15 protein-coding genes and 2 pseudogenes are annotated in these 22928 nt (G+C 40.7%); 9 read left to right on the forward strand and 8 right to left on the reverse strand.

The annotated features are described in order from the left end of the window. Positions 1-85: 85 nt before the first annotated feature. From NSTCB13_RS34230 to NSTCB13_RS34245, 4 genes are all read left to right on the forward strand, one after another. Complete coding sequence (locus NSTCB13_RS34230; RefSeq protein WP_448275488.1) at positions 86-2242, forward strand: pentapeptide repeat-containing protein; 2157 nt, start codon at positions 86-88, stop codon at positions 2240-2242. 94 nt (positions 2243-2336) lie between these two features. Continuing rightward, entirely contained in the window at positions 2337-3845 is a 1509-nt protein-coding gene (gene crtD / locus NSTCB13_RS34235; protein ID WP_448275489.1) for a C-3',4' desaturase CrtD, read from the forward strand. A 123-nt stretch (positions 3846-3968) separates the two neighbouring features. Continuing rightward, the gene (locus NSTCB13_RS34240) at positions 3969-5075 is read left to right on the forward strand and encodes a saccharopine dehydrogenase family protein (protein WP_448275491.1); all 1107 of its coding nucleotides are present in this window, start codon (positions 3969-3971) and stop codon (positions 5073-5075) included. A 383-nt stretch (positions 5076-5458) separates the two neighbouring features. After that, complete coding sequence (locus NSTCB13_RS34245; RefSeq protein WP_448275493.1) at positions 5459-5848, forward strand: hypothetical protein; 390 nt, start codon at positions 5459-5461, stop codon at positions 5846-5848. 47 nt (positions 5849-5895) lie between these two features. Here NSTCB13_RS34245 and NSTCB13_RS34250 read toward each other — a convergent pair whose 3' ends face one another. Then, positions 5896-7194 (reverse strand): cation:proton antiporter, encoded by a 1299-nt coding sequence (locus NSTCB13_RS34250; RefSeq protein WP_448275494.1) that lies wholly within the window; start codon positions 7192-7194, stop codon positions 5896-5898. 502 nt (positions 7195-7696) lie between these two features. On the opposite strand from NSTCB13_RS34250, the pseudogene NSTCB13_RS34255 reads away from it, so the two are divergent. Next, a pseudogene (locus tag NSTCB13_RS34255) lies at positions 7697-7968 on the forward strand (hypothetical protein). A 914-nt stretch (positions 7969-8882) separates the two neighbouring features. Then, on the forward strand, positions 8883-9254 hold the full coding sequence (locus NSTCB13_RS34260) for a hypothetical protein (RefSeq protein WP_104909380.1): 372 nt from the start codon (positions 8883-8885) through the stop codon (positions 9252-9254). Between the two features lie 74 nt (positions 9255-9328). Here NSTCB13_RS34260 and NSTCB13_RS34265 read toward each other — a convergent pair whose 3' ends face one another. The 4 genes and pseudogenes from NSTCB13_RS34265 to NSTCB13_RS34280 form a co-directional block, all read right to left on the reverse strand. After that, the gene (locus NSTCB13_RS34265) at positions 9329-10468 is read right to left on the reverse strand and encodes a glycosyltransferase (RefSeq protein WP_448275496.1); all 1140 of its coding nucleotides are present in this window, start codon (positions 10466-10468) and stop codon (positions 9329-9331) included. 62 nt (positions 10469-10530) lie between these two features. Continuing rightward, positions 10531-11700, reverse strand: coding sequence for a glycosyltransferase family 4 protein (locus NSTCB13_RS34270; protein WP_448275497.1), 1170 nt, complete (start codon positions 11698-11700; stop codon positions 10531-10533). 720 nt (positions 11701-12420) lie between these two features. Then, on the reverse strand, positions 12421-13560 hold the full coding sequence (locus tag NSTCB13_RS34275; RefSeq protein ID WP_448275499.1) for an amidohydrolase family protein: 1140 nt from the start codon (positions 13558-13560) through the stop codon (positions 12421-12423). A gap of 26 nt (positions 13561-13586) precedes the next feature. Continuing rightward, positions 13587-14937 (reverse strand): annotated as a pseudogene (locus NSTCB13_RS34280) (glutamine synthetase family protein). 172 nt (positions 14938-15109) lie between these two features. Here NSTCB13_RS34280 and NSTCB13_RS34285 point away from each other — a divergent pair. Beyond that, a complete protein-coding gene (locus NSTCB13_RS34285; protein WP_448275500.1) occupies positions 15110-17551 on the forward strand; it encodes a hypothetical protein in 2442 nt (813 codons plus the stop codon). Positions 17552-17971: 420 nt separating this feature from the next. On the opposite strand, the gene NSTCB13_RS34290 is transcribed toward NSTCB13_RS34285, so the two are convergent. Next, positions 17972-18256 (reverse strand): DUF2470 domain-containing protein, encoded by a 285-nt coding sequence (locus NSTCB13_RS34290; protein WP_445631999.1) that lies wholly within the window; start codon positions 18254-18256, stop codon positions 17972-17974. Positions 18257-18526: 270 nt separating this feature from the next. On the opposite strand from NSTCB13_RS34290, the gene NSTCB13_RS34295 reads away from it, so the two are divergent. Beyond that, the gene (locus tag NSTCB13_RS34295) at positions 18527-19282 is read left to right on the forward strand and encodes a metallophosphoesterase family protein (RefSeq protein WP_445632000.1); all 756 of its coding nucleotides are present in this window, start codon (positions 18527-18529) and stop codon (positions 19280-19282) included. A gap of 152 nt (positions 19283-19434) precedes the next feature. On the opposite strand, the gene NSTCB13_RS34300 is transcribed toward NSTCB13_RS34295, so the two are convergent. Continuing rightward, positions 19435-20298, reverse strand: coding sequence for a M48 family metallopeptidase (locus NSTCB13_RS34300; protein WP_448266811.1), 864 nt, complete (start codon positions 20296-20298; stop codon positions 19435-19437). Between the two features lie 486 nt (positions 20299-20784). Here NSTCB13_RS34300 and NSTCB13_RS34305 point away from each other — a divergent pair, with 486 nt between their 5' ends. Continuing rightward, the gene (locus tag NSTCB13_RS34305) at positions 20785-21318 is read left to right on the forward strand and encodes a DUF4330 domain-containing protein (protein ID WP_448266810.1); all 534 of its coding nucleotides are present in this window, start codon (positions 20785-20787) and stop codon (positions 21316-21318) included. A 112-nt stretch (positions 21319-21430) separates the two neighbouring features. On the opposite strand, the gene NSTCB13_RS34310 is transcribed toward NSTCB13_RS34305, so the two are convergent. Then, positions 21431-22327 (reverse strand): alpha/beta fold hydrolase, encoded by an 897-nt coding sequence (locus tag NSTCB13_RS34310; RefSeq protein WP_448275501.1) that lies wholly within the window; start codon positions 22325-22327, stop codon positions 21431-21433. Positions 22328-22928 lie beyond the last annotated feature (601 nt).

The following is a 22928-nucleotide window of genomic DNA, read 5'->3' on the forward strand; positions in this document are numbered from 1 at the left end:
TCTAAAATCTATCACTAAATTCAAACCCCCAAACCCAGATTTCATCTGACTTTCTTTCTTAATTACGAATTACGAATTAGTGATTATGCCGCCAGACTACTCCGGTCAAAATCTCCGAGGTCGCTCTTTTAAAGGTCAAAACTTGACTGGAGCCAACTTTAGCAGTCAGGATATTAAAGGGGCAGATTTTACCAACGCTATTTTAAAAGATGCTGACTTCACAGGTGCTAAAGCTGGACTACAGAAGCGTTGGGTAATTGGGTTGCTGATAATATCATGGCTACTATCAGCACTATCAGGATTTTTCTCAACCCTAGTTGGTGTATTGATAGCATCTATTTTTGACACCAGAATCACTCAAAAGCCCATTACCGGGGTAGCCACTCTAATTGTATTGGCCGTCTTTTGTATTGTAACTATTCGTAAGGGTTTAACAGCCATCGCATTTGCCATAGCGATCGCCGTCGCCATCACTATCGGGTTTGCCGTTGCTATCATCATCTTCGGAGCCAGTTCTTTAGCGTTCGCCGGAGTCTTTACCTTTGCCGGAGCCATCGGCATCGCCATTTCTGGAGTCATCGCCGTCGCCATCGCTGGAGGCATTGTTGCAGCTATCGTCGAAGCCGGAGCAATTACTGGAGGCATTGTTGGAGCTATCGTCGGAACTGGAGCAATTACTGGAGGTATTGTTGGAACTATCGTCGGAGCTATTGTTGGAGCCGGAGCTAATACCAGAACCGTCGCCATTACCGCAGCCGGAGCCGTCGTCATCACACAATTTGGTGCTTACATTGGGTGGCGCAGTCTAGCTGGAAATGAAATAGATGCCTGGGTTCGCTCAACTGCTATTGCTTTTGCTGCCACAGGTGGTACAAATTTTTTTAATGCTGATTTAACTGATGCTGATTTTACTGGTGCGACTCTTAAAAATACAGATTTTAGAAAAGCCAATTTAACACGCACTCGTTTTTATGAAGCTAAAAAATTGGACTTTGCTAGAGTAGACAACTCGATATTAGCTAAACGAGATATTTTTAACTTGCTAGTAACTGGCAATGGTAGAAGAAAATCCTATGCTGGTGCGAACTTAAAAGGCGCAAACCTTATCGGTGTAGATTTAACACAAGCAGTTTTAAAAAATGCTGATATTACAGCAGCCACCTTCCAAGGCGCTTATTTAGAGTGGGCAAACCTAACTCTAGCTCAAGCTGTAGGTACTAACTTTACCAGCGCTAAAATGACAGGTGCTTGTGTGGAAGCGTGGAATATTGAAAGTACAACTAAGTTAGATAATGTAGATTGTCGCTTTATCTATCTTCTTGAAAACCCGAAGGCACAAACAGATGACCGGGAACGCCGTCCCAGTAGTGGCTACTTTCAACCAGGAGAATTTACCAAGCTATTTGAAGAGGTTTTAAATACTGTTGATTTAATTTTCCGCGATGGCATTGATTGGAAAGCTTTTGTTAACGCCTTCCAAACAGTGCAAGACCAAAATCAAGACACAGAATTAGCTCTACAGAGTATTGAAAATAAAGGTGATGGCGTTGTTGTCGTTAAGGTAAGTGTACCTATTGATGCCGATAAAGAGAAGATTCATAGCGATTTTACGGAAAATTATCAACTGGCACTGCAAGCTGTAGAAGAAAAATATAAAGCACAATTACAAGCTAAAGATGAGCAAATAGTTATCTATCGCCAACAAAGTGGAGAGATGACAGAGATTGTAAAATTATTAGCAAATAAGCCGATTAATGTTCAAGTTGACAATAAAGTTGAGAATAAAAATATGACTAACAGTAATGATGCCAGCCGCAAAATTGAAATTGGTAGTGTTGGCAGAGATTTTAATGCCAGTGGACAAGCTTTGAATTTAGGTGATATTAGCGGTACGGTAACAAATACTATCAACGAGTTACCAGCATCTCCCGAACCAAAAAAACCGGGAATTAAGGAACTGTTGACGCAATTGCAAGCAGTAATTGAGGCTGATACAAACTTAGCTCAAGAAGATAAAGCTGAGGCATTGCAAAACCTTTCCTCTCCGGCTCAGACCTGCGGTGTACACACAAGTCTAATTACCCCCCTTAATCCCCCCGATGCATTGGGGGGAAATAAGAAATCTGGTTCCCTCCCCTTTGCAAGGGGAGGGTTAGGGTGGGGTAAAACCGATATTTATCAACGACTTCAGACTTGTGTGTACACCGTAGCCGACTCAAAGAAGAACAGACTTGAACTTTAGTTCAAGGCAGAAAGAGGTTTGTCGATCCCATTCAACTCAGAGAGTAAGGTAAAATTATCAGTAAAAGTATTAAGAATTTTAAAGAAAATAATCAATGTCCAGCATTTCTCTTGACAAAAGTAACTCTCATGTCGTTGTTATTGGTGCGGGCATAGGTGGACTGACAGCTGGGGCATTATTAGCTCATAGAGGTTACAGCGTCTTAATTTTGGATCAAGCCCTCGTACCAGGAGGCTGTGCTTCGACCTTTAAACGCCAGGGATTTACCTTTGATGTGGGCGCAACTCAGGTGGCGGGGTTGGAACCAGGGGGAATTCACCACCGGATTTTCTCAGAATTGTCAATAGATTTGCCACAAGCAACGCCTTGCGACCCTGCTTGTGCGGTGTATTTACCAGGGGAAACCACACCCATCAACGTTTGGCGCGACCAAGAGAAATGGCAAGAGGAACGACAAAAACAGTTTCCTGGTAGCGAACCATTTTGGCAATTGATGGCAACTTTATTTGCTGCTAGTTGGGAATTTCAAGGACGCGACCCCCCGGTGCTACCACCGCGTAATTTATGGGATTTGTGGCAGCTAACTCAGGCGGTGCGTCCGAGTACATTAATTACCGTACCCTTCACCTTGTTTACGGTAGGAGATGCTTTACGGTTATGTGGACTGGGAAATGACCGACGGCTGAGAACTTTTTTGGATTTGCAACTGAAGCTATACTCCCAGGTAGATGCAGAAGAAACAGCATTACTTTACGCAGCCACAGCGTTGAGTGTATCCCAACTGCCCCAAGGATTGTTTCACCTCCAGGGAAGTATGCAAGTATTAAGCGATCGCTTGGTACAATCCTTAGAGAGAGACGGCGGCAAACTATTGATGCGCCACACTGTAGAACAAATCAAAGTAGAAAATGGTAAAGCCAGTGCTGTTGTTATAAGAAATCAGAAAACTGGCGAAGTTTGGACAGAAGCAGCCGACCACATAGTTAGCAATGTCACCGTGCAAAACTTGGTACAGTTATTGGGACAAGTGCCATCTGGTTATAAAAATCGGGTAGAAAAACTGCCCCAAGCATCGGGTGCTTTTGTGGTCTATTTGGGTGTAGATGCCAGCGCGATTCCGCTTGGATGTCCTCCCCACCTGCAATTTCTGTATGATGTCAATGGCCCCATTGGCGAGAATAATTCCCTATTTGTTTCCGTCAGTCATCCTGGAGATGGTCGCGCACCGGAGGGGAAAGCGACAATTATCGCTTCTTCCTTTGTCGATCCCGCACAGTGGTGGCAGACTGATGATTATGAAGGACTAAAACAAAAGTTTACCCAAGAAGCGATCGCTCGTCTTGCCCAATACTTCTATCTCAAACCAGAAACTATTATTCATCAAGAAGCCGCAACACCGCGCACTTTTGCCCATTTCACAGCCCGCGATCGCGGTATAGTTGGCGGCATCGGTCAAAGAATTCCCACCTTTGGCCCCTTTGGGTTCGCCAATCGGACACCAATCGAGAATTTGTGGTTAGTTGGTGATTCCACCCATCCCGGCGAAGGTACTGCTGGGGTGAGTTATTCAGCGCTAACAGTAGTTAGGCAAATTGAGGCGTGAAGAAGGCAGATTTAACTATAATTGAAAACTCTGCCTTGATTAAAAGGTAAGTCATACTTATAACCGATGGCAAACAGCACACAAAACTGGTCAAATTAAGTTAGTGTTGCGAATGCTGGAGTAATGACAGACAGCGTTTTAATTCTTGGTGGACGAGGGCGGATTGGTAGCAGTGTTGCTCAGGATCTCGCTACTCATACGCAGGCTCAAATTACGATTACTGGACGTTCTGCGGAGTTTGGGAAGGCTGTTAGCTTGTCTTCAGGAGGACAAGTGCAGTTTTTGGTATTGGACTTGGCAGAAGTTGACAAGTTGCGAGATGCGATCGCAAACTCTAATTTAGTCATCCATTGTGCCGGGCCATTTCACTATCGAGATACGAATGTTCTCGAAACCTGTATCGCTGAAGGCGTTAATTATCTAGATGTTAGCGACCATCGGTCTTATACCAGCAAAGCTTTGAATTATCATGAAAAAGCTGCTGCTGCTGGCGTGACAGCAATTATTAATACTGGCATTTTTCCTGGTATTTCTAACAGCATGGTACGTCAAGGTGTTGAACAATTTGATAAACCAGAAAAGATTCATTTAAGTTATTTAGTTTCTGGTTCTGGTGGTGCTGGCATTACAGTGATGCGGACAACTTTTCTTGGGTTGCAGTATCCTTTTGAGACTTGGATAGATGGAAAATGGGAAATAGTCAAGCCTTATAGTGAAAGAGAAGTAGTTGAGTTTCCACCTCCATATGGACGCACCGGAGTTTACTGGTTTGATATGCCAGAAACCTTTACACTGCCCCATGCATTCCCATTAGTGAAAACTGTAATTACTAAGTTTGGTTCCGTTCCAGATTTTTATAATCATCTAACTTGGATTGCGGCACACGTTTTCCCCAAGTGGTTAATGCAGCGTCGTTACATGATTGAATTTCTGTCTCATGTCAGCCATTCAATGACAGATGTCACTAATAATTTTAGTGGAATTGGAGTAGCAGTTCGTTCTGAGGTTACAGGGCAGAAAAATGGTGAAACAGCCGTTTATTGCTCAACTGTAGTGCATGAAAATACAGCTGTGGCTTCTGGTTGTGGCACAGGTACTATTGCCCAATTATTGCTAGAAGGTAAACTCAAAAAACCTGGAGTTTTTCCTGTAGAAGAAGCATTACCAACAAATTTATTTGAAGAAGTAATGCAAAGTCGAGGAATAAAAATTAATCACAGTTGGTCATAAGTAGTTTATCCGATAAGAAAGTAAAATATCAGTCTACTTGAGCAGACTTGAGCTATTATTCCAGAATTTGATGTCTGGACGGGATGTTACTAAGCACGATAATTTGGGACTATAGCGATTCTCATTTTAAACAGATACACGGGTAAGATTACACAATTTTGTGCTACTACTAAATCATTTGTGAACCACGAGATCCTCGACTTTTCTAAGAATTCGAGGATTTTAGTCTTGTGAATCAGATTACTATAAAAACTAAAAATTAATATACCTTGAGGTAGAAGAAAGAACTGTACCTAAACACTTAGGATGCCTTTGAGCCTCAGATATTTAATCTATCTTCTACCTCAAAAGGCTCATAACAAAAAGATTAGGAGATTTTTTTCATGCAAAAAATTCTATTAAGTTTAAAACAAGTATTACGTTCAAGCTTTTTGGTTATTAGCTTGATGGTTTTCATCGGCTTGTCAGGTTCTTTCATTTTGGTTCAGCAAACTAGTCATGCAACTACTCTTGAAGAATTAAAACTAATACCTCCAGAGTATAAACCAAATTCTGAAGAAAAAATTAATCGTGCTAACGAATACGATCCAGGTGTTGGTATTCAAGAAGAAGACAGACAAAAAGCTTATGAGCAAGCAAAAAAAGATTCAAAAAACCTCAATACTATAGAGAAGACTTATGAAAGAAATTTAAAGGCTGAACAAAAACAAAATCCCCCAGAAAGTTTTGGTGAAAAAGCGAAAGAAGTTATTGAAAAAGTGACAGGTAAATAGGGAACTGTAGCGACTTTCAAGAAAGTCGCTACATCCAAGAAATCTTTTTACTCAAATTCATCTATTGTGGTGGGAGGAGTAGTCTTTCTCTTGTTAGCAAAATGGCGCTCATACCACTTCATTAATGGAGTTGCACTAATTCCATGCACAACGACCGAGGCTACAATAGTAGTGTAAGTTATCCAAGCAATTTGTTCGGCTGCCTCACCTTTCAAACCATGACTAAAGGCATAGGCTAGATAATATAAAGAACCAACTCCGCGAATCCCAAACCATCCAAATAACAACCGAGTTCCTGGGTGGAAGGTTCGGCGGCGTGAATCTAAAGGACGTTTGCCTATTGTGCTAATCCAAACTCCTAAAGGTCTGACGATCAAGAATAACAAAACTATTACTAACACAGATTGCATAGCATAATTAAGTATTGGTTTCAATAATAATATTGAACCCAATAGTAAAATTGTCCCAACTTCCAGTAGTTTTTCGATTTGCTCAACAAATTCTAATTGTTCTATCGGTTTTTCAGGATTTCTGTAACTGCGTTGAACAACTAACCCAGCAATAAATACTGCTAGAAATCCATAACCATTAACCATTTCTGTTAATGAATAAGTTAATAGAATTGTGCTGATAGCAATAAAATCTTCCATTAACTCATCGGTAGCACGGCGTTTTTGAACTTTTTTTTCAATCCAAACTATAGATTTGGCAACAATAATCCCCATAATAATGCCAGATGCGATCGCCCATATTAAATCAACTGTAATCCACTGTTGAAACCAGTTACCCCAGTTGTCATCTTCTAAGGCATGAATGCCAAAATAAACGAAGGGAAAAGCTAAAGCATCATTTAACCCACCTTCAGAGGTTAAACCAAATCTCAACTCATCTTGGTCATTTATACTGGTCAATTGTACTTCTGATGCTAATACTGGATCTGTAGGTGCGAGAATTGCTCCTAATAAAATTGCTTCTCCCCAATTCATTCCTAAAAACAATTTACCCACAACAGCCAGAGCAAAAATTGAAATTGGCATCAGAAATACAATCAATCGCACTGTAATATCCCAAACCCCCAACTTTAGAGGCCGAACAATTCTTAAGCCGCAGCTAAACACAGAAATAATTACGACAAGTTCTGTTATTCTCTCTAGCAGTTCAGTATTAAAAACGTCATCTCGGCGTAATTGAATCAGTCCTAAGCCATAAGGGCCTAGAAAAATACCAACCACTAGGTAGATGATGGCAAAAGAAAGGGGTAAGCGAGTAATCCAACCCGACCCTAAAGTTACCATCAGTAAAAGTAGACCAATTACAAATAGGTCAATAATATAGATATCTACCATATAGCGATTTACATAAATATAAGGTGTTGCTTTGTAAGCTTAGTTGCAATACCTTTGTATTAGAATTTATCTATAGGCAGATTTTATGGGATTAAGAATTTAGAGACATCACCAAGTTGGAGAAGAAAGGAATAGATAAATTTAGCGTTGGCTTTGCTCATCGTAGACATTGCGCTTTTATGAATGGTTTATAAGCTAAACGACATCTAATTTAAAATTTATATAACTCTTGTGGCATAAGTCGAAAAGCCTACGCTAATTATGCAAGTTAAATGTGGAACAGCTTAATCGTGTCCGGTTAAAGGGGTTTTTGGGCTTTCTGCTCTGCATAGATTAGGGAATATAGCCAATTAGACGGAAATGATATATTTCCTACTTTCTGACTTGGACATCGCCAATTTAGTACAAATATACTATAATAGGTATAGCGTCCACAAAGCCTAGCCAAATGCATAATGGCTCTGTGAAAACCTTCTGGAAGATGGATTCAAGGGTTAGTTCGATGATGAAGCATTATATTCTCAACCTCAATCCGACTGCCAAGCATGAATGGGATCGGTGTATTTTACGTGACCCCCGCTGAGTGCCAAACGCCCAGACATTGCTAAACTGATTGCCGAAGCAGTTGGTGCTGATACAGGTAGTTATTTGGTCAGCGTGAATATTGAAGTTCAAGTTTTGCAGCAAGCGGCAGTACCTCAAGCCGAACAACTCTCGCTTTCTTTTCCAGAGGTGAGTGTGCCGTCACAACCACAACTGCGGGAAGCAGCTTGAGCTAAAGTGTAGAATTTAGCAGAAAATAATTAGCCTGCTTATGCACGCTTACTTTGTTAGCCGCAGACTTCAGTCTGGCGGCTAAATAATATCGTGTCCGGTAAAAGACTTATCATTAAGACCGCAGGGGGGCAGCACAACTCTTGGAGACGCTCCGCAAACGGCTGCGCTCTGTTACCGAGGGGCAGGTGGTCACTGAGCGACTTGCCTTGAGCGAAGTCGAAAGGAGCCGAAGTGGGAGCAGGGGAGAGGGTTTTGTATTTTCTGCACAGATGTATCGAATCACAAGTAATTAGCCGGACATGATATAAGTCATAACCCGGATTTCTCACCACACCTCGAATTGAGGAGTAATGAGTAGTGAGTAAGGAGTAAAGAGTAAGAATGTACTCTTTTCTTGCACTGGTATTGCGCCTGTTGCTTTTTTACTTATTACTCATCATCAAACGCTTCATAAGCTTGTGAGAAATACGGGATAAGTATATGGGCGGACTTAATCTTAAAAGGCAAAATTAATAGTGTTATTCAAAAGACATCTCCAGAAATTAATGACGATTGATATTAATTTTTACTCCTTTGTCTAAAGCTAATTTCAAAAACTTAAAAAATTAGCTCATACAGAGTACATGTAAAGATGAATGAGGTTTAATTTTACAAATTTTGGAGAATTGATTTTAGCGAAAGAAAATTTAGGAAAATGATTGTAAATAATTAGTATAAAATAATTGGCATACCTGTACTTCAGACATCGCTTTTTTCCCCCAATTCAATACATTTGGGCTATAATATATATATAGTTTCTACCAAGCTGAGTTAAGTGTAAAACTGCTCTGTGATAGCCTTTTGGTAAATGGATTCAAGGGTTGGTCTTATACTTAAACACTACATTATTGACCTGAGAGGAAAATTATTAAATGATGCAACTGAGTCATTATCCAGCTGCGATCGCACAAGCTGCCCAACGGGCTAATGAAATAGATTCTCAGTTGATGGCAGTGCAGCATCAAGTTAACCGATTTGAAGGCAATGCAGACCGCACCGCCGCTTTTGAGATGGATTTGAAAAATGATGCTCAACGTAAGGCTCGCCGCTTTGAGGTGCTGCTTGTGAATCAGGAATATCAGAAAGCAATAGACACCCAAATTCGATTAACTGTTGATAAAGCAAATGCCATCGCTCATTTGGAATATCTGCGTAACCAGTTTAGTGTAGCTAAGTTGGAAGCAAGATTAGCGATCGCTCAACAACTCTCTGATTTTGAGTCTCGTGAATTAGTTGGTTTGTAATTACAACCATAAACCCCAGATGTGAATCTGGGGTTATCCAAACAAAATCGGTGATTGTCAGATTAGGGAAGTAATTATAATCTGTGGGACAGCAGTTGGAAAATTTGCTGATTAATAGTTGAAATATCAAAACGCTTACTAGCAGTAGCCCTGGCATTATTGGCTATAGTTGCAGTTATTTCCGTCTCTTGTAAACAAGTGCTAATTACTTGTGCAAGTTCCTGGGGTTCTCCTGGTGTCACTAAAAAACCATTAAGTCCATGTTCTACTAACTCTATTGCACCCCCAGCTTTGGCTGCAACTACAGGTTTTCCAGATAGCATTGCCTCTACAATCACTCTACCAAAGGGTTCTGGCGAAGTAGAGGTATGTGCCACCAAGTCACAAGCTGCCATTAACTGGGGAATATCAGAACGAAACCCTAAGAATTTGACGCGGTTTTCTAATCCCAGTTCACTAACTTGTTGGTGTAACTTTTGGACATAATCTTGTTCGCCAAACAGTGCGTCACCAACTAAAATTGCTATCACATTATGCGGACATTTAGTAAGGGCATCAATTAAAATATGCTGCCCTTTCCAAGGTGCAAGACGGCTAAAGTGTCCAACAACAAATTTCCCTTCTAATCCTAACTGTTGCTGTAATTGTTTAATATCAGACTCATCAGTTTGATAAATTTTGGGATGAAAGCCGTTATAAACAACTTCGATGATATCTGGGCGTCCTCCTGCTTGTACAAAGGCAGATTGACTAGCTTGAGAATTAGCAATTACTAATGATGCAAAACGATTAGCTAAGTTAACAGCAATGCGAAGATTAGTTTGGCTAAAATGTTCTTGGGAAAGAATATCATGTAAATGATAAACCAGAGGGCGACGACTGAAAAAACTTGCTAACGCTCCGACAACTAATGCTTTTTGGGTGTTGGCATAGATTAAATCGTATTTACGCGCTTTTTTAACTATCTTAGTAATCAAAGGTGCAAGTTGTCCCAAACTCTTGAATCCTTGTAACCAACTGCTTTCTTTGCGAACTTGGATTGCTTGAGTTGCAAGGACTTCTACTGGGATATGATTTTGTTGTAGTAAATCTTTAAACGATCCATCTGCAAATAAACCTACTAAAGCGCGATCGCCATAAGGTTTAGCAATATCTATTAAACATAATTCGGCACCGCCTGGTTTACCGCTTTGATCCAAAAAAAGAATTTTCATTAAACCTCTTTTTATCTAATTTGATTCGTATAATGCCCCTAGAATTTATTAAACTTACTTGTCTAAGTTAATAAAACATTCCGTACTTGCTGGGCAATTTGATTCCAGTCGTAATGTGTGGTGGCATAGTGGCGACAGGCCAATCGTGAAGGTATGGGGATATTTCCCAAAAGCACTTGCTCTAATTTTTCAGCAATGTCTAATGCTTCTGTTGAAGTCGTAATTAAATCAGGTGAAAAATCTGATAAAATTTCTGGCATTCCCCCAACTGGAGTACATAAAACAGGAGTACCACAGGCTAGAGACTCAACTATTACTAATCCAAATCCTTCAAAAGATTGACTAGGCATAATAGTCAATTCGGCAGCTTGGTAAGCTATAGGTAATTGTTCATCAGGAAGAAAACCTAAAAATTTAACGTTGTCTTCTAGTCCTAATTCTGTAGCCTGTTTTTGTAGTGCAGCTTGAATGTGACCGCGACCTGCGATCGCTAGCCAAACATCTGGTATTCTGGGCTTAATTATAGCCAGAGCTTGTAATAATTTGTCAACTCCCGTTCGATGCACTAAGCGGCGTGATGTAAATATAATCCGGCGATTAGTAGGCCAGCCTAGCTTTGCACAAGCTTCTTGGGATGATAAATTTGGTTGAAACCAATTAATATCAACTCCACCGGGAATAACATGAATTTTGCTCCACGGTACTTGATATTTATCGTGTAAAATTTTCCCAAATGCTTTACTCAAAACAATGAAGCGATCGCAACGATTATAAGTGTTTTGTTCGATTAGCCAATGCTTGATAAAAAGACTGAGGTTTTTATTAACTACCTCTTGCTGACTCTCAGAAGCCCAAGGGCCATGAAAGTTAAAAGTAACTGGTACTCTCTTTGGCAAAATATCTAAAATCGGAAAGCTATATAATGCAAAGTGCAAATTAATAGCATCTGGTTTGCTAGTTCTTGTTTTCTGGAAGTTTGTGCGAATTGACCATAATCTTTGCCAAATAGCACTATCCGGACTCGCCAAGTTAGTCAGCTTAATCGGCGAATTTATTTCAGTCTCTGGAAGACCAACTCCGCATAATTCAATCTGGTCTTGATTTGCTGCTAATTTATGAGTTAGTTCGTAAATATACCTTTCTAGTCCTCCGGGATTTTTGGGAAACCAGCCTAATCCCAGAGTGAGAATAGATGCAGATGAAGAAGTAAAATTTTCTGGTTTATTTTCCACTAATGTCTCTCCTATAAATATACTAAAACAGGCGCACATCTGTGCGCTTTTATATCTGTATGCAAACCTGAATCAATAGAATTTATGAATACACATTACCAATAATAATTTTTATATAGAAAACTAATTTATAAACTATTTATATCTCAACGTCAATAATGAACAAAATCTGTGTTTTTATTAACTAGATCGCACCGAGATAGCTATATATGATACCTCCCAATTCAAAAAGCTGAATGCTATATAGGAAGAGATAAAAGCCACTATAAAGTAATAAATATAGAACGTTTTTGTATTAATGCTTACGATTTTAAGTTAAATAACTAAGTAAATGTTGATACCTTAAATAATGTTTTAAATACAGCAGATTACAACTTGGTGAGGTACAGATTATCGTAAGGGCACAACAATGTTCATTGGTGTCAACTTAACGCGAAACCGCACGTCCGCCAAGAATTGTAAATCCCTGTCTCATAGCCAAAGTCCTCTTCAGTAGTTTTGTAGGTTGGGTGCAGCGATAGCGTAACCCAACATAAATCAGGTGGTAATGTTGGATTGCGTTTAACTCCACCCAACCTACATAAATATATCTTTTAATATTTTTTAAAAAACTCTAGGTTTCAACATAGATGAGCTTTATATATTGCTCTGCAATCACTCTGTTCAACGAAAAATCTCAGCCAAATTTGAAAGCAAAAGTAATTGGGGTAATAAATAATGCTAACGCTTAGTACTTGTTTCGTGCGCTGATTGATAGAGAACTAAGGCGTTTTCACGTAAAATTGCTACAGAAATAGCCTCAGCTTCAGCTACAGTAATATCAGAATCTGTAATTGCTTGCTCTAGCACTTCCCCTAAAACCTGGCGACCCCATTTTGCACCCAAGTAGTACAATTCTGGAATTGAATGGGCATCAGAAGAATACATTAATTTAGTAGTGGGAGTTAATTCTAACATCTGCCTGATTGCTTCCCGCATCCCAGATACGCTTAAAAAGGGTATTGCTAAACCGAAATCTAGATAAACTTGGGGATATACAGAAGCTAGATAACCAGCCTGCTGCATATAAGGATATGAAGCGTGTAGCAATACTATTGGTACATCGCGATACTGGGGTAACTCTAGTAAATATCGCAGATTTAGAGGATTAGCCAATCGTAAATCCAAGCTGGGATCGCCGTAGCCAGTATGAAATTGCACTGGTAAGCGGTATTTTGCTGCTACTAATAATGCCTGTTGTAACAGAAAATCAATCAGCGGTTTATCTGTCAGTCGCAGAGGTTGATTGTGCAGTTGTTGCTTGAGGTTGTCAAAGCGAGCCGCCGCCACCTCGTCAGTTACCGATTGAATATCCAAACCACTCCGATAACAGGCAATACTTTTAAAAGCTACTACTCCCAACGGTGGGGGATCGAGTTCACTGTTGAATCTGGCTAGGAAAGTAGCAAAATCAGGAGATTGCAGAATTAGCTGTTCTGCTAATAGTTCTAATCTCAGAATCCTTCGCACAGGAATAAACCTTTCATGCCACGACAGAGGTAGGATAGTTTCTGGCTGCAAACCATCATCTAAGTAAATTGCCTCTAGGTTAGCAGCCCGAAAATAAATCTGCGTTAGTTCTTCTAATCCTAGACTTTCTCGCCGTGCCAATATTGCTGTTTCTTCAGCTTCGCAGTTCAATAAAGCAGCAATCTCGCGCAAGCTACGCCGATAAAAGAAGGTATGACGGGCATGGTAGTTGATGATTTCAGGTTCGTAGCCTTCAGTAAAGGCAGCCGCATAAGGAGACTGGGCAGCTACTTCTGGTTTTAATATGTTGTGGGCGTGTTGGTCAATTAAAGGAATATCAGCCAGATTCATCTGTAGTAGGGAGTAGGAGTGGGGTGCTAGTATTTTTCTAATAATGTTTTCACTTCTGCCGTTAATTCCCAATCTTTCATTGCTTGCCACTCTGCTTGACGCACTGCTAAGAACGCTTTGGCTAACTGGGGATTTAAAGCTGTTAATAGGATATCGTCTTGCTGGAGGTGAGCGATCGCTTGCCCCAAATTATTTGGTAATGGGTCTATTTCCTTAGCACTGCGTTCTTCAATTGATAAATATCCAGGGTCTTGATTTACTGGGTTTGGTGGTGTGAGACTACGCTGCACACCATCAAGTCCGGCTGCGATCGCTGCTCCTAAAGCTAAGTAAGGATTAGCTGAGGCATCTACAGTTTTCAATTCAAAGTGGCTGGGACAGCCCGAAGCAGGGTTGCTAGGGACTCTCACAGCAGCTTCTCGATTATCTAATCCCCAACAACGGAAAGCACCACTCCAACTATGAGGAAGAATGCGGCGGTAAGAATTAGTACTTGGGGTAGTAAGTGCCATTAATGCCGGCAGATGGTGTAGGATACCAGCGATGAATTGTAATGCCACCTCAGAAAGACCATAGATACTCTGAGGATCGGGTAATAGATTTTTCTCCTTATGCCAAAGGCTCAGATGGATATGACAACCACTACCAGCTGCATCCGGGAAAATTTTGGGTAAAAATGAAGCGATGAGGTTGTGACGGTGGGCGATCGCTCTGACAGTTTCTCGAAAAGCAATTTGCCAGTCAGCTGCTTGTAAAGCATCGGTATAGCGCATGGAAATTTCCTGCTGACCCTGGGCCTGATTCAGGATAATACTGTTCGACAGGTATACCTTGGGCAATAAGTGCATCAGCGATTTCATCAATTACTTCACGGTGGAGATCCATTGCCTGAGTTGAAGCAAAAACTGTGGAGTCAGCCGGAATGATGCCATCAGGTGTTTGCCGTAGTAAATAAAACTCATTTTCAAAGGCTGCTCGTACTTCCCAACCAGTTGATTTAGCTGCCGCAATCATCCGCTTCAAAAAATTTCGCGGGCATAACTCCCAAGCACCACCATCTAATACCATATTGCCCATGACACGAGCATGACCAGGACTATAAGGTAAAGGCTTGAGGCTAGACCAATCTGGGACTAAGCGAATTTCACCTACTGGTCCTAAATTTGTTTCTGGCACAACTGCATCATACATTACGGGAACTCCCTGCTGCCCTACAGAAATCCCTACTCCATGTTCAAAGTAGTGAGCTAACATTCCCAGATGCACGGCTTTGCCACGGATAATATTCGCATTATCGCACCAAAGAACTCGCACAAATTTAACATCAGCTTCTTGAAGATATCTTCGTATTTTTTTAAAGTTATTTTTTTCAGCCATTGCTAGTTATTTTTATTTTTACTCTGTTATTTTCTCATGAAAGTTATAGCAGAGTGATATCAGATGCCGTGTCCATACATAGACGGTATCTTAACCACTTCAAAACAGTTATATTTTTTTACGGATTTCATAAACAATGATTGTATATAAATAATTAAAACCTAAAAATTATATGATAAATAAATTACTGACGCGGTTAAAAAAACTACGTTACAAGCTCAATCAACACATTAAAAAATCATCTAATCCTAGATATTTACAAAGAAATAAAACGTTCAAATTTTTACTCAGTCTGACTATTGGAGTCATTGTTACTACCCTTGGAATTACAACAGACTGGGCGACAACTGGAACACGCACGCTTACACATAATACTATTGGTAGTGTAAATATGCGGGTGCAAAATAATACTGAAATACCCACGCTTACACACAAAATATCGTCAATAAATAATACTATTGGCAGCGAACGTCTGTGGGGACAAAATAATACTGAAATACCCACACTTACACACAAAATATCGCCAATAAGTAATACTATTGGCAGTGAAAATCTGCAAGTACAAAATAATACTGAAACATCCGCGCTTAACTACAAAACATCGTGGATAGGTAATACTATTGGCAGTGGAAATCTGCGGATACAAAACAATATTGAGGGCATGTATGTTGCTCCTGATGGCACAGTTTATACTAATAGCCATTGGGATGAGGCGGCAATGGAAGCAGGAATATATAAAGATGGTAAGGTTATTGCTGCCCTTGAGGATACTCACGGCTGGAGTCGTGGCGGTGGCAAAGCTGTAACCGCAAATAGTAAATATGTTTACATTGCCATGACTCAAGGTTCGAGGGGCGATACAAAAGAAGATTATCCACCAGAAGGAACAACTTGGTATAACGTTAGACGCTATGACTTATCAGGAAAACCTGCGCCGTTTCCGAATGGACGCGGTTGGGATAAAAGTATGTTGATTACCAGTACTAAAAGTGAAGTCACTGGATTAGCAACTGTGGGAAGCGAGTTGTATGCGAGTGATTCTGCTGCTAACCGCATTCGTGTTTATGATACTGATACGATGAAGGAACTCCGCAGCTTTACCGTTGCTAATCCGGGAGCAATAACTATCGATCCACAAAAAAATCTGTGGATTATTCAAAGTAAAAATGGTAGTAAGCCTGCCAAGATTCTCCATTATTCCCAAAGTGGAAAGCAATTGCCCCAACAGATTGCAGATATTGTCGAACCAACTGCGATCGCTATTAATCATCAAGGTAAGTTGTTAGTAGCAGAAAATGGCCCGCGTCAGCAAATGTTGACTTATGACATCAAAGATCGGCCTGTACAGGTGAGTAGTTTTGGTTCTAAAGGCGGTATCTATGCAGGAGTTCCTGGTGAAGTTCGAGATTTGAAACTTTACGGACTTACCGGAGTCGGTACAGATGCTTCAGGTAATATCTATATAAATAGTAATGGTTTCAACAAATCAGGAACAGATTTGCGGAAATTTTCGCCATCGGGAAAACTAATGTGGCGATCGCTGGGATTGATATTCGTCGATAATGCAGATGCCGATCCTAAAACTGATGGTGTAGATTTATTCACCAAACAAGAACACTATCTGATGGACTACAGTAAGGCTGCTGGTAAGCAGTGGACTTATAAAGCCTACACCTTAAATGCTTTCAAATATCCTCAAGATCCACGTCTGCATACATCCCCAGATGGAACCTTTGTTCGCCGCATCCAAGGGAAGCCGTTTTTGTTTCTCACGGATATGTATAACAGCTTTCTGCAAATCTATCGTTTTAATTCAGCCACTGATGGTAAAGTCGCCATACCCGCCGGCATGTTTGTCGGAACTAATGGCGCAGATAAACCATTTTTCACCGGAAATTGGCCACCGCATCAGCCAGAACAAGGCGAATGGATCTGGCGCGATCGCAACGGTAATGGCAAATTTGAAAAGAACGAATACGATCGCAGCAAAGATTATCCTTATCTCGGCGGCTGGTGGGTAGACAGCAAAGGAGATGTTTGGAAAGCTTTGCGAACAGAAGATGGTATTCGACATTATTCTTTACAGGGAATAGATCCTAAAGGCAACCCCATCTACAGCTATAGTTCGATGGAAAAGCAAACTACTCCCAAAATATTTAACGACTTGCGCCGGATCGAATATTTCCCTGAAACAGATAGTATGTATTTGTCAGGCTTTACGGTAGATCGCCCTGCATTTAGTGACGATGCTGGAGTTGCTGGATCTGAGATTGCCCGTTTTGACAATTGGAGTAAAGGAAATCGTACTCCTAAATGGCGGATTGTAATTCCTTACGACGGCACTGGTAAGCGTGAAGTGTCTACAGCAGCAATCAGTGTCACGGAAGACTATGTATTTGCCGTGACAGTCAAAACCGCAGAGGTATATGTCTACAATGCCAAGACGGGAGCGCAAGTACAACAGTTAAAACCAGGTTCAGAAGTTGGCGGCGAAAGTGGCTGGATTGATATACCCTACGGTATTCGCGCTTTTCGGCGTTCCAATGGTGAGCATCTAGTATTTGTAGAAGAAAATTGGAAAGGAAAAGTGATTATGTATCGGCTGGCAGGGTAATACCATTTTGGATTTTAGATTTTAGACTTCGGCTGCGCCCTTCTCCTGTCGGAGACGCTACGCGAACGGCTACGCGGTAGTTGAGCGCAGTCGAAACTCAGGGACAAGCTCAGTCGAACGATTTTGGATTGTGAAACATCCATTGGATAAATGTTTCAGTTTTCCATCTGTCGCAATCATTTTTCACGCTTGGTATAAGTATTTACAGTAATTACGACACAACACAGCTTTCAATACTGCTCGGATGAGAATTTTAAACTGGAATTTGGTTTGGGAAAAAGGGAAAAGGAGAAGGGGTAAAGCTATGAAATTTTCCTTTCCCCTTTAACCTTTAACCTTTCCCCAGTCTAGTATTGCTATATGTACAAAAATATGCGATACATTTAATCGCATATTTAGTGTCAATTATTTTGTCATTTCTTATTTAGCCTGAACCCGCGCCTGCTTCACCATTGCAATCAAAGTTTGATGAGCGTCTTCCGCATCTATTAAAACACGATCGAATTGAATGCGAACTGGGACAGCTTCCCCATTTACTTGCGCTGTTAAATCCATACCCTGTGCATCAATTGACAGCATTTTGGCTGCGTTCGCATCTGTGACACCACCAAAAGCTTTAGCATAAATAACTACAGCATCAGCATGATCGTCATTCATGTGCTTGCAGATGCGCGAACTAATTTCAGCAGAAAAACCATTAGACATTGTGAACTTAAAAGTGATGAATATGGCAAGAGCTTAAATTCTCGGCTAAGTAGTTTAAATTAGCAGAAAAAGCTAGTCTTACGCCATCGTTATTATAAGTTATATCTGAAAAACAATTGCTGTTGTATATATTTGATAAGTTAAGTTTATTACTCGTACAAAAATTAAATTAAAATAAGCATTATCCAGTATTTTTACCTTTCATTGCGGAAAGCAGACAGCGTAAACTGTAGCAGAAGTATTAGCCAAAACTATTGCAGCTAAGAGACAATGAGCGAAACTAGCCCCAGACGAATTGTAATTGGGGATGTGCATGGACACTATGAAGGTTTAATGACACTGTTGGAGGCGATCGCCCCCACGTCAGAAGATCGAGTCTATTTTCTGGGAGACTTAATCGATCGCGGCCCTCATAGCGCACAAGTAGTTAATTTTGTCAAACAAAATAACTACCCATGTTTGTTGGGAAATCACGAGCAGATGTTATTAAACATTCTGACCAATGAAAGGACTTCCTCCTCGACGATGCAGGCATGGCTGTTTGGTGGAGGGCAAGCTACCGTGGCCAGTTACCACGAGGCTCCCATTCCTGATGACCATCTGGATTGGTTAAAAGCTTTGCCTACATACCTTGACTTGGGGGATATTTGGTTAACTCACGCTGGTGTTGACCCTTCCAAGTCAGTGACAGAACAAACTGCCGATGAATTGTGCTGGATACGAGAGGATTTTCACAGCATTGAAAAACCCTACTTTCCAGATAAACAAATTATCATCGGTCACACCATTACTTTTACCCTGCCGGGTGTTTCTCCTGGTAAACTGGCCCAAGGAAAGGGATGGCTAGACATAGATACTGGCGCTTATCATCCCCGGAGTGGCTGGTTGACTGGACTAGATGTCACAAATCAGTTGGTTTATCAAGTTAATATCTTTAAAAACTATATCCGTACCCTGCCTTTAGAAGAGGTTGTAAGTACAGTCGATCCAGCCAAAATTAAAGTCGATCGCCGCAATCGGAATTGAGGAATATTTGAAATCAGGGGGAGAAATCAATTCAAAATTCAAAACTTGTACTGAGCGTAGCCGAAGTATTCAAAATTCAAACATTTTAGAACTTCTGCCCCCTGCTTGGTTGTTGGGCGTAGCGATGCACTGCCTCCTCTTTCCCAGTTCCCTTAAGACTTCGCTAATGGTCGAATATTTGCTTTATAACTAGCATTATCCAAGCCAGATTTTCCATTACTAGGTTGAGCGTTAATTGCACGTCTAAGGGCTTCAATGCGATCGCTAGTTCCGGGGTGTGTACTCAAAAATGTCGGAGTGGAACCGCCCTTTTTCAGCAGCTTTTGCATAAAAGAGACCATTGCTGACTGGGCATAACCAGTACGTGTCAAAGTTCGTAGTCCTCTTTGATCGGCTTCAAATTCGTTTTTACGACTGCGTGGTAAGTCCCGTGCTACCTGTACACCAATTTGCACTGCGGCATTTCGATCTAAGCCAGCCGCCGTTAATAGACCACTTTCGAGGGCTTTTTGCTGCATCTGCTTGACTACATGTTTCCCGCCAATGTGACCAATTTCATGGGCGAGTACACTTGCTAGTTCCGCTTCATTGTCTGCGGTTTTCAGCAAACCCGTGTGGACATATACATAGCCGCCCAAGGTCGCAAAAGCGTTAATAGACTCATCTTGAACTATCTGAAAAGTATAGGGTAGATCGGGGCGATCGCTATTCGCTGCTAAACGCCGACCAACTTGTTCTACATAACGATTCACTTCGGGATTGCGGTAAAGTCGGACTTGACTGCCGACCAATTCCTGATTAATCTGCTTACCAAGATCAACTTCTTGATTAGGGGATATATTAGAAAGCTGAAATGCCTGAACTCCTTGGAGTAAAAGAGGTAAGAAATCTAAAGTTCTTCCAGGCAAGGGTGTACTCAGGCACAGACTCAGGGCGACTACCACTGAAATTAGGGGATAAAACCAGCGACGCCGCCATACACGGTAATTTGCAGCAAAACCTTTCCAGTTGAACATAATACGCTTTGAAGATTATTTCGGAAGAACATAAAATGAGGGGACAAATTATGAGACGGATTTAAAGTATTCTAAGTTGCATTCTTAACTCAATATCAAAGGAGTTGTTATACAGATAATCTTGACTCAAATCTACCGAACTGCGGGAGGCTAGAGATTCTCTCTAGAGATAGCCCTAAACACTAGATTTTACTTTCTAGGCGCGTGAGGATTACAGCAGAATTCAGAATTCAAGAGTCAAACACGCTTGATATATGGATAACAGACGCGAGCTTGTGTACCTCACTTTCCTTGAAATCTGCTATAACAGGTAAAATTTTCAGGGTTAGCTGCTGGCTCTTCGGAAATTATGAACTCGTGATAAACTGTCGCATAACTGCAACCCTTGAATACTTTGAGTTATTACCAAATAGGGAAAATTACTGTTTCTATCGAAAACTTTCTGGCTACAATCCATTACTTCGCTATTACCTCGGAAAACTTTTTATGGCTATTTTAGATTCAAAAGGTCGCTTGTTTGGCAAAATCAATCTCCTAGATTTAGGTGCTTTACTGGTAATTTTGCTAGTTATCTTTGGCATCTTTATTTTTCCTGGCACTTCTGGTTCTGTTGCCCAAGTTGGCGCGAAAACAGTACCCATAGAAGTAGACTTAGTAGTTCGTGGTTTGAATGTACGCGACCCGGAAAAATTAATCGACAATGGTTTAAAAAAAGGTGGGAAAACCAATGTGATTATCCGCAATCAGCCTTACGGACAGATTGAAATTAAATCCATTCAACAGCTACCTAGAACAGTTAATGTTTCCCAACCTGATGGCACTGTTAAAGAACTGCCAGATCCTAAGAGCAATAATTACAGTACAGATTTTCTTTTAACTTTAGATGGTAAAGCCCAAGTTACTGAAAACGGGCCAGTTTTAGGTAACAGTAAAGTTAAAATTGGGATGCCATTTGAATTAGAAGGCTTTAACTACAACTTCAATGCAACTGTCATTGATATCAGATTGAAAGACAAATAGTATTATCACTTTTGTTGATAATATTTTCTCTAGAAATCTTATTAAACGTCTGGTGAAAAAGAATGTAGAGACGCGTTAGCGCACTGAGGCGAACGCGTCTCTACTACTCATGTTAATTAAGCAAAGGCAAAAATTTGCGAATTAACCCAATTGTCACTGCTGGCAATTCTAACTGTGGTGTCAATCCGACATCTTCCAACTGTTGAAAAAATCGGATTGCTAAGGGATTGATTTCAGCAAGGCGGCGACCAATTGAGGGGCCTGTAAATTGCGACTTTTGTCCCCAAATAATCGCAGTGGGAGTGACTAATTGTTGAATGTAAAGGGATAAATCAAAGCACAAATCGCCACGTACAAAGGACAGTGCTGCATACTCAGCATTAGGTTGTTGGGCAGATTGTAGATAAGCATCTACAATTTCTTCGTAAACTCGATTGGATTGAGCAAATTGCCGTTGTTCTAAAAAGCTGCGAATACCACCACTAGTAGCAATTCCAGTGCTGTAAAGTAAACGATCGACAATGGGAACGCTAACTAACTGAGCAAAAAAACTCCTAGAGTAGTCTTCGCCAAAGTCAGAAAGTCCGGCGGGGGTGGTAAGAATTAAAGACTTAAATAAATCAGGATGATTTGCTGCTACCCGAATTGTAAATGCTGCGGTCAAAGAAGAAGCGATCGCTGTTACTGGTTCAGTACAAGTCTGCTCGAAAAACTCCCGAATCGTGGTCAAATAATCCTCAATCTTGTAACTCCGTGCTGGATGTTCAGACCTACCCCAACCGAGCAAATCTGGCGCAATGACCCGATATTCAGCCGCAAAAGCTGGATAAACTTTCGACCACTCATAAGCAGAAGACCCACCACCAAAGCCGTGTAGGAATACCAAAGTTTCCCGATCGTCTTTGGCAGTCACATCATCCTCCCAAGGCGCTCCAGCAGCAGTATAATATACCATTCTACCTAGTGAGGTATTTATAGAGCGTTGTTCAAATCCTAGTGGTTGAAACATAAGTTTTTTTGTTGACTGTAGTGATTCGTTGGCACAAGTAAGACACGATACCTGAGGCGCAGGCGCACGAAGAGAAGATTCGATAATTTCTCCGCCTCCCCTTTAGTCACCCTAGATGTTGACCGCACTCAGTGCTGAGTAAATTAAAAAGCACTTAATATTTGTGTACTTAGTAAGAGCAACGTCCTTTGTAGGCAGTCTTCTAACTCAGCATTCTTCATGTGTCTAGTTCAAACTCCCCACTCATTGTTATTATCAGCGAACCAATCACTCTCAGACTTCTCGCTAGCGTCAGATTAAGTAGATATAAAATTACTGGATTACTTGTAAAGATTTGGTGCTTTTTTTCATAAAAATAAAGTAACGGAACGTTGAAATTACTGTTTTATAAGGGTTTTTCATGGTAACGAGGATCGCTCCAGCGTGAATCCAGCATAAGTTTTTATGGTAGTCTATCAAAAAACCGATAAATAATTTTGAGCGTCAACACGTCAAAAATAGTTAAAACGCTTATTTTAATAACCTGTTAATTCTACTTATATATGTAGAAAATACAGCTTTTAATGTATAAATAATCTAATTTTATCTAAGTAATAGTAAG

The sequence above is a fragment of the Nostoc sp. DSM 114160 genome (genome assembly GCF_053470305.1).

Excerpts from the sequence above, each read along its gene's own strand:
- NSTCB13_RS34285 (WP_448275500.1), top strand. The coding sequence starts at position 15,110 with ATGATAAATAAATTACTGACGCGGTTAAAAAAACTACGTTACAAGCTC.
- NSTCB13_RS34260 (WP_104909380.1), top strand. The coding sequence starts at position 8,883 with ATGATGCAACTGAGTCATTATCCAGCTGCGATCGCACAAGCTGCCCAA.
- crtD (WP_448275489.1), top strand. The coding sequence starts at position 2,337 with ATGTCCAGCATTTCTCTTGACAAAAGTAACTCTCATGTCGTTGTTATT.
- NSTCB13_RS34275 (WP_448275499.1), bottom strand. The coding sequence starts at position 13,560 with ATGAATCTGGCTGATATTCCTTTAATTGACCAACACGCCCACAACATA.
- NSTCB13_RS34245 (WP_448275493.1), top strand. The coding sequence starts at position 5,459 with ATGCAAAAAATTCTATTAAGTTTAAAACAAGTATTACGTTCAAGCTTT.
- NSTCB13_RS34305 (WP_448266810.1), top strand. The coding sequence starts at position 20,785 with ATGGCTATTTTAGATTCAAAAGGTCGCTTGTTTGGCAAAATCAATCTC.
- NSTCB13_RS34290 (WP_445631999.1), bottom strand. The coding sequence starts at position 18,256 with ATGTCTAATGGTTTTTCTGCTGAAATTAGTTCGCGCATCTGCAAGCAC.
- NSTCB13_RS34230 (WP_448275488.1), top strand. The coding sequence starts at position 86 with ATGCCGCCAGACTACTCCGGTCAAAATCTCCGAGGTCGCTCTTTTAAA.
- NSTCB13_RS34265 (WP_448275496.1), bottom strand. The coding sequence starts at position 10,468 with ATGAAAATTCTTTTTTTGGATCAAAGCGGTAAACCAGGCGGTGCCGAA.
- NSTCB13_RS34240 (WP_448275491.1), top strand. The coding sequence starts at position 3,969 with ATGACAGACAGCGTTTTAATTCTTGGTGGACGAGGGCGGATTGGTAGC.
- NSTCB13_RS34295 (WP_445632000.1), top strand. The coding sequence starts at position 18,527 with ATGAGCGAAACTAGCCCCAGACGAATTGTAATTGGGGATGTGCATGGA.
- NSTCB13_RS34250 (WP_448275494.1), bottom strand. The coding sequence starts at position 7,194 with ATGGTAGATATCTATATTATTGACCTATTTGTAATTGGTCTACTTTTA.
- NSTCB13_RS34310 (WP_448275501.1), bottom strand. The coding sequence starts at position 22,327 with ATGTTTCAACCACTAGGATTTGAACAACGCTCTATAAATACCTCACTA.
- NSTCB13_RS34300 (WP_448266811.1), bottom strand. The coding sequence starts at position 20,298 with ATGTTCAACTGGAAAGGTTTTGCTGCAAATTACCGTGTATGGCGGCGT.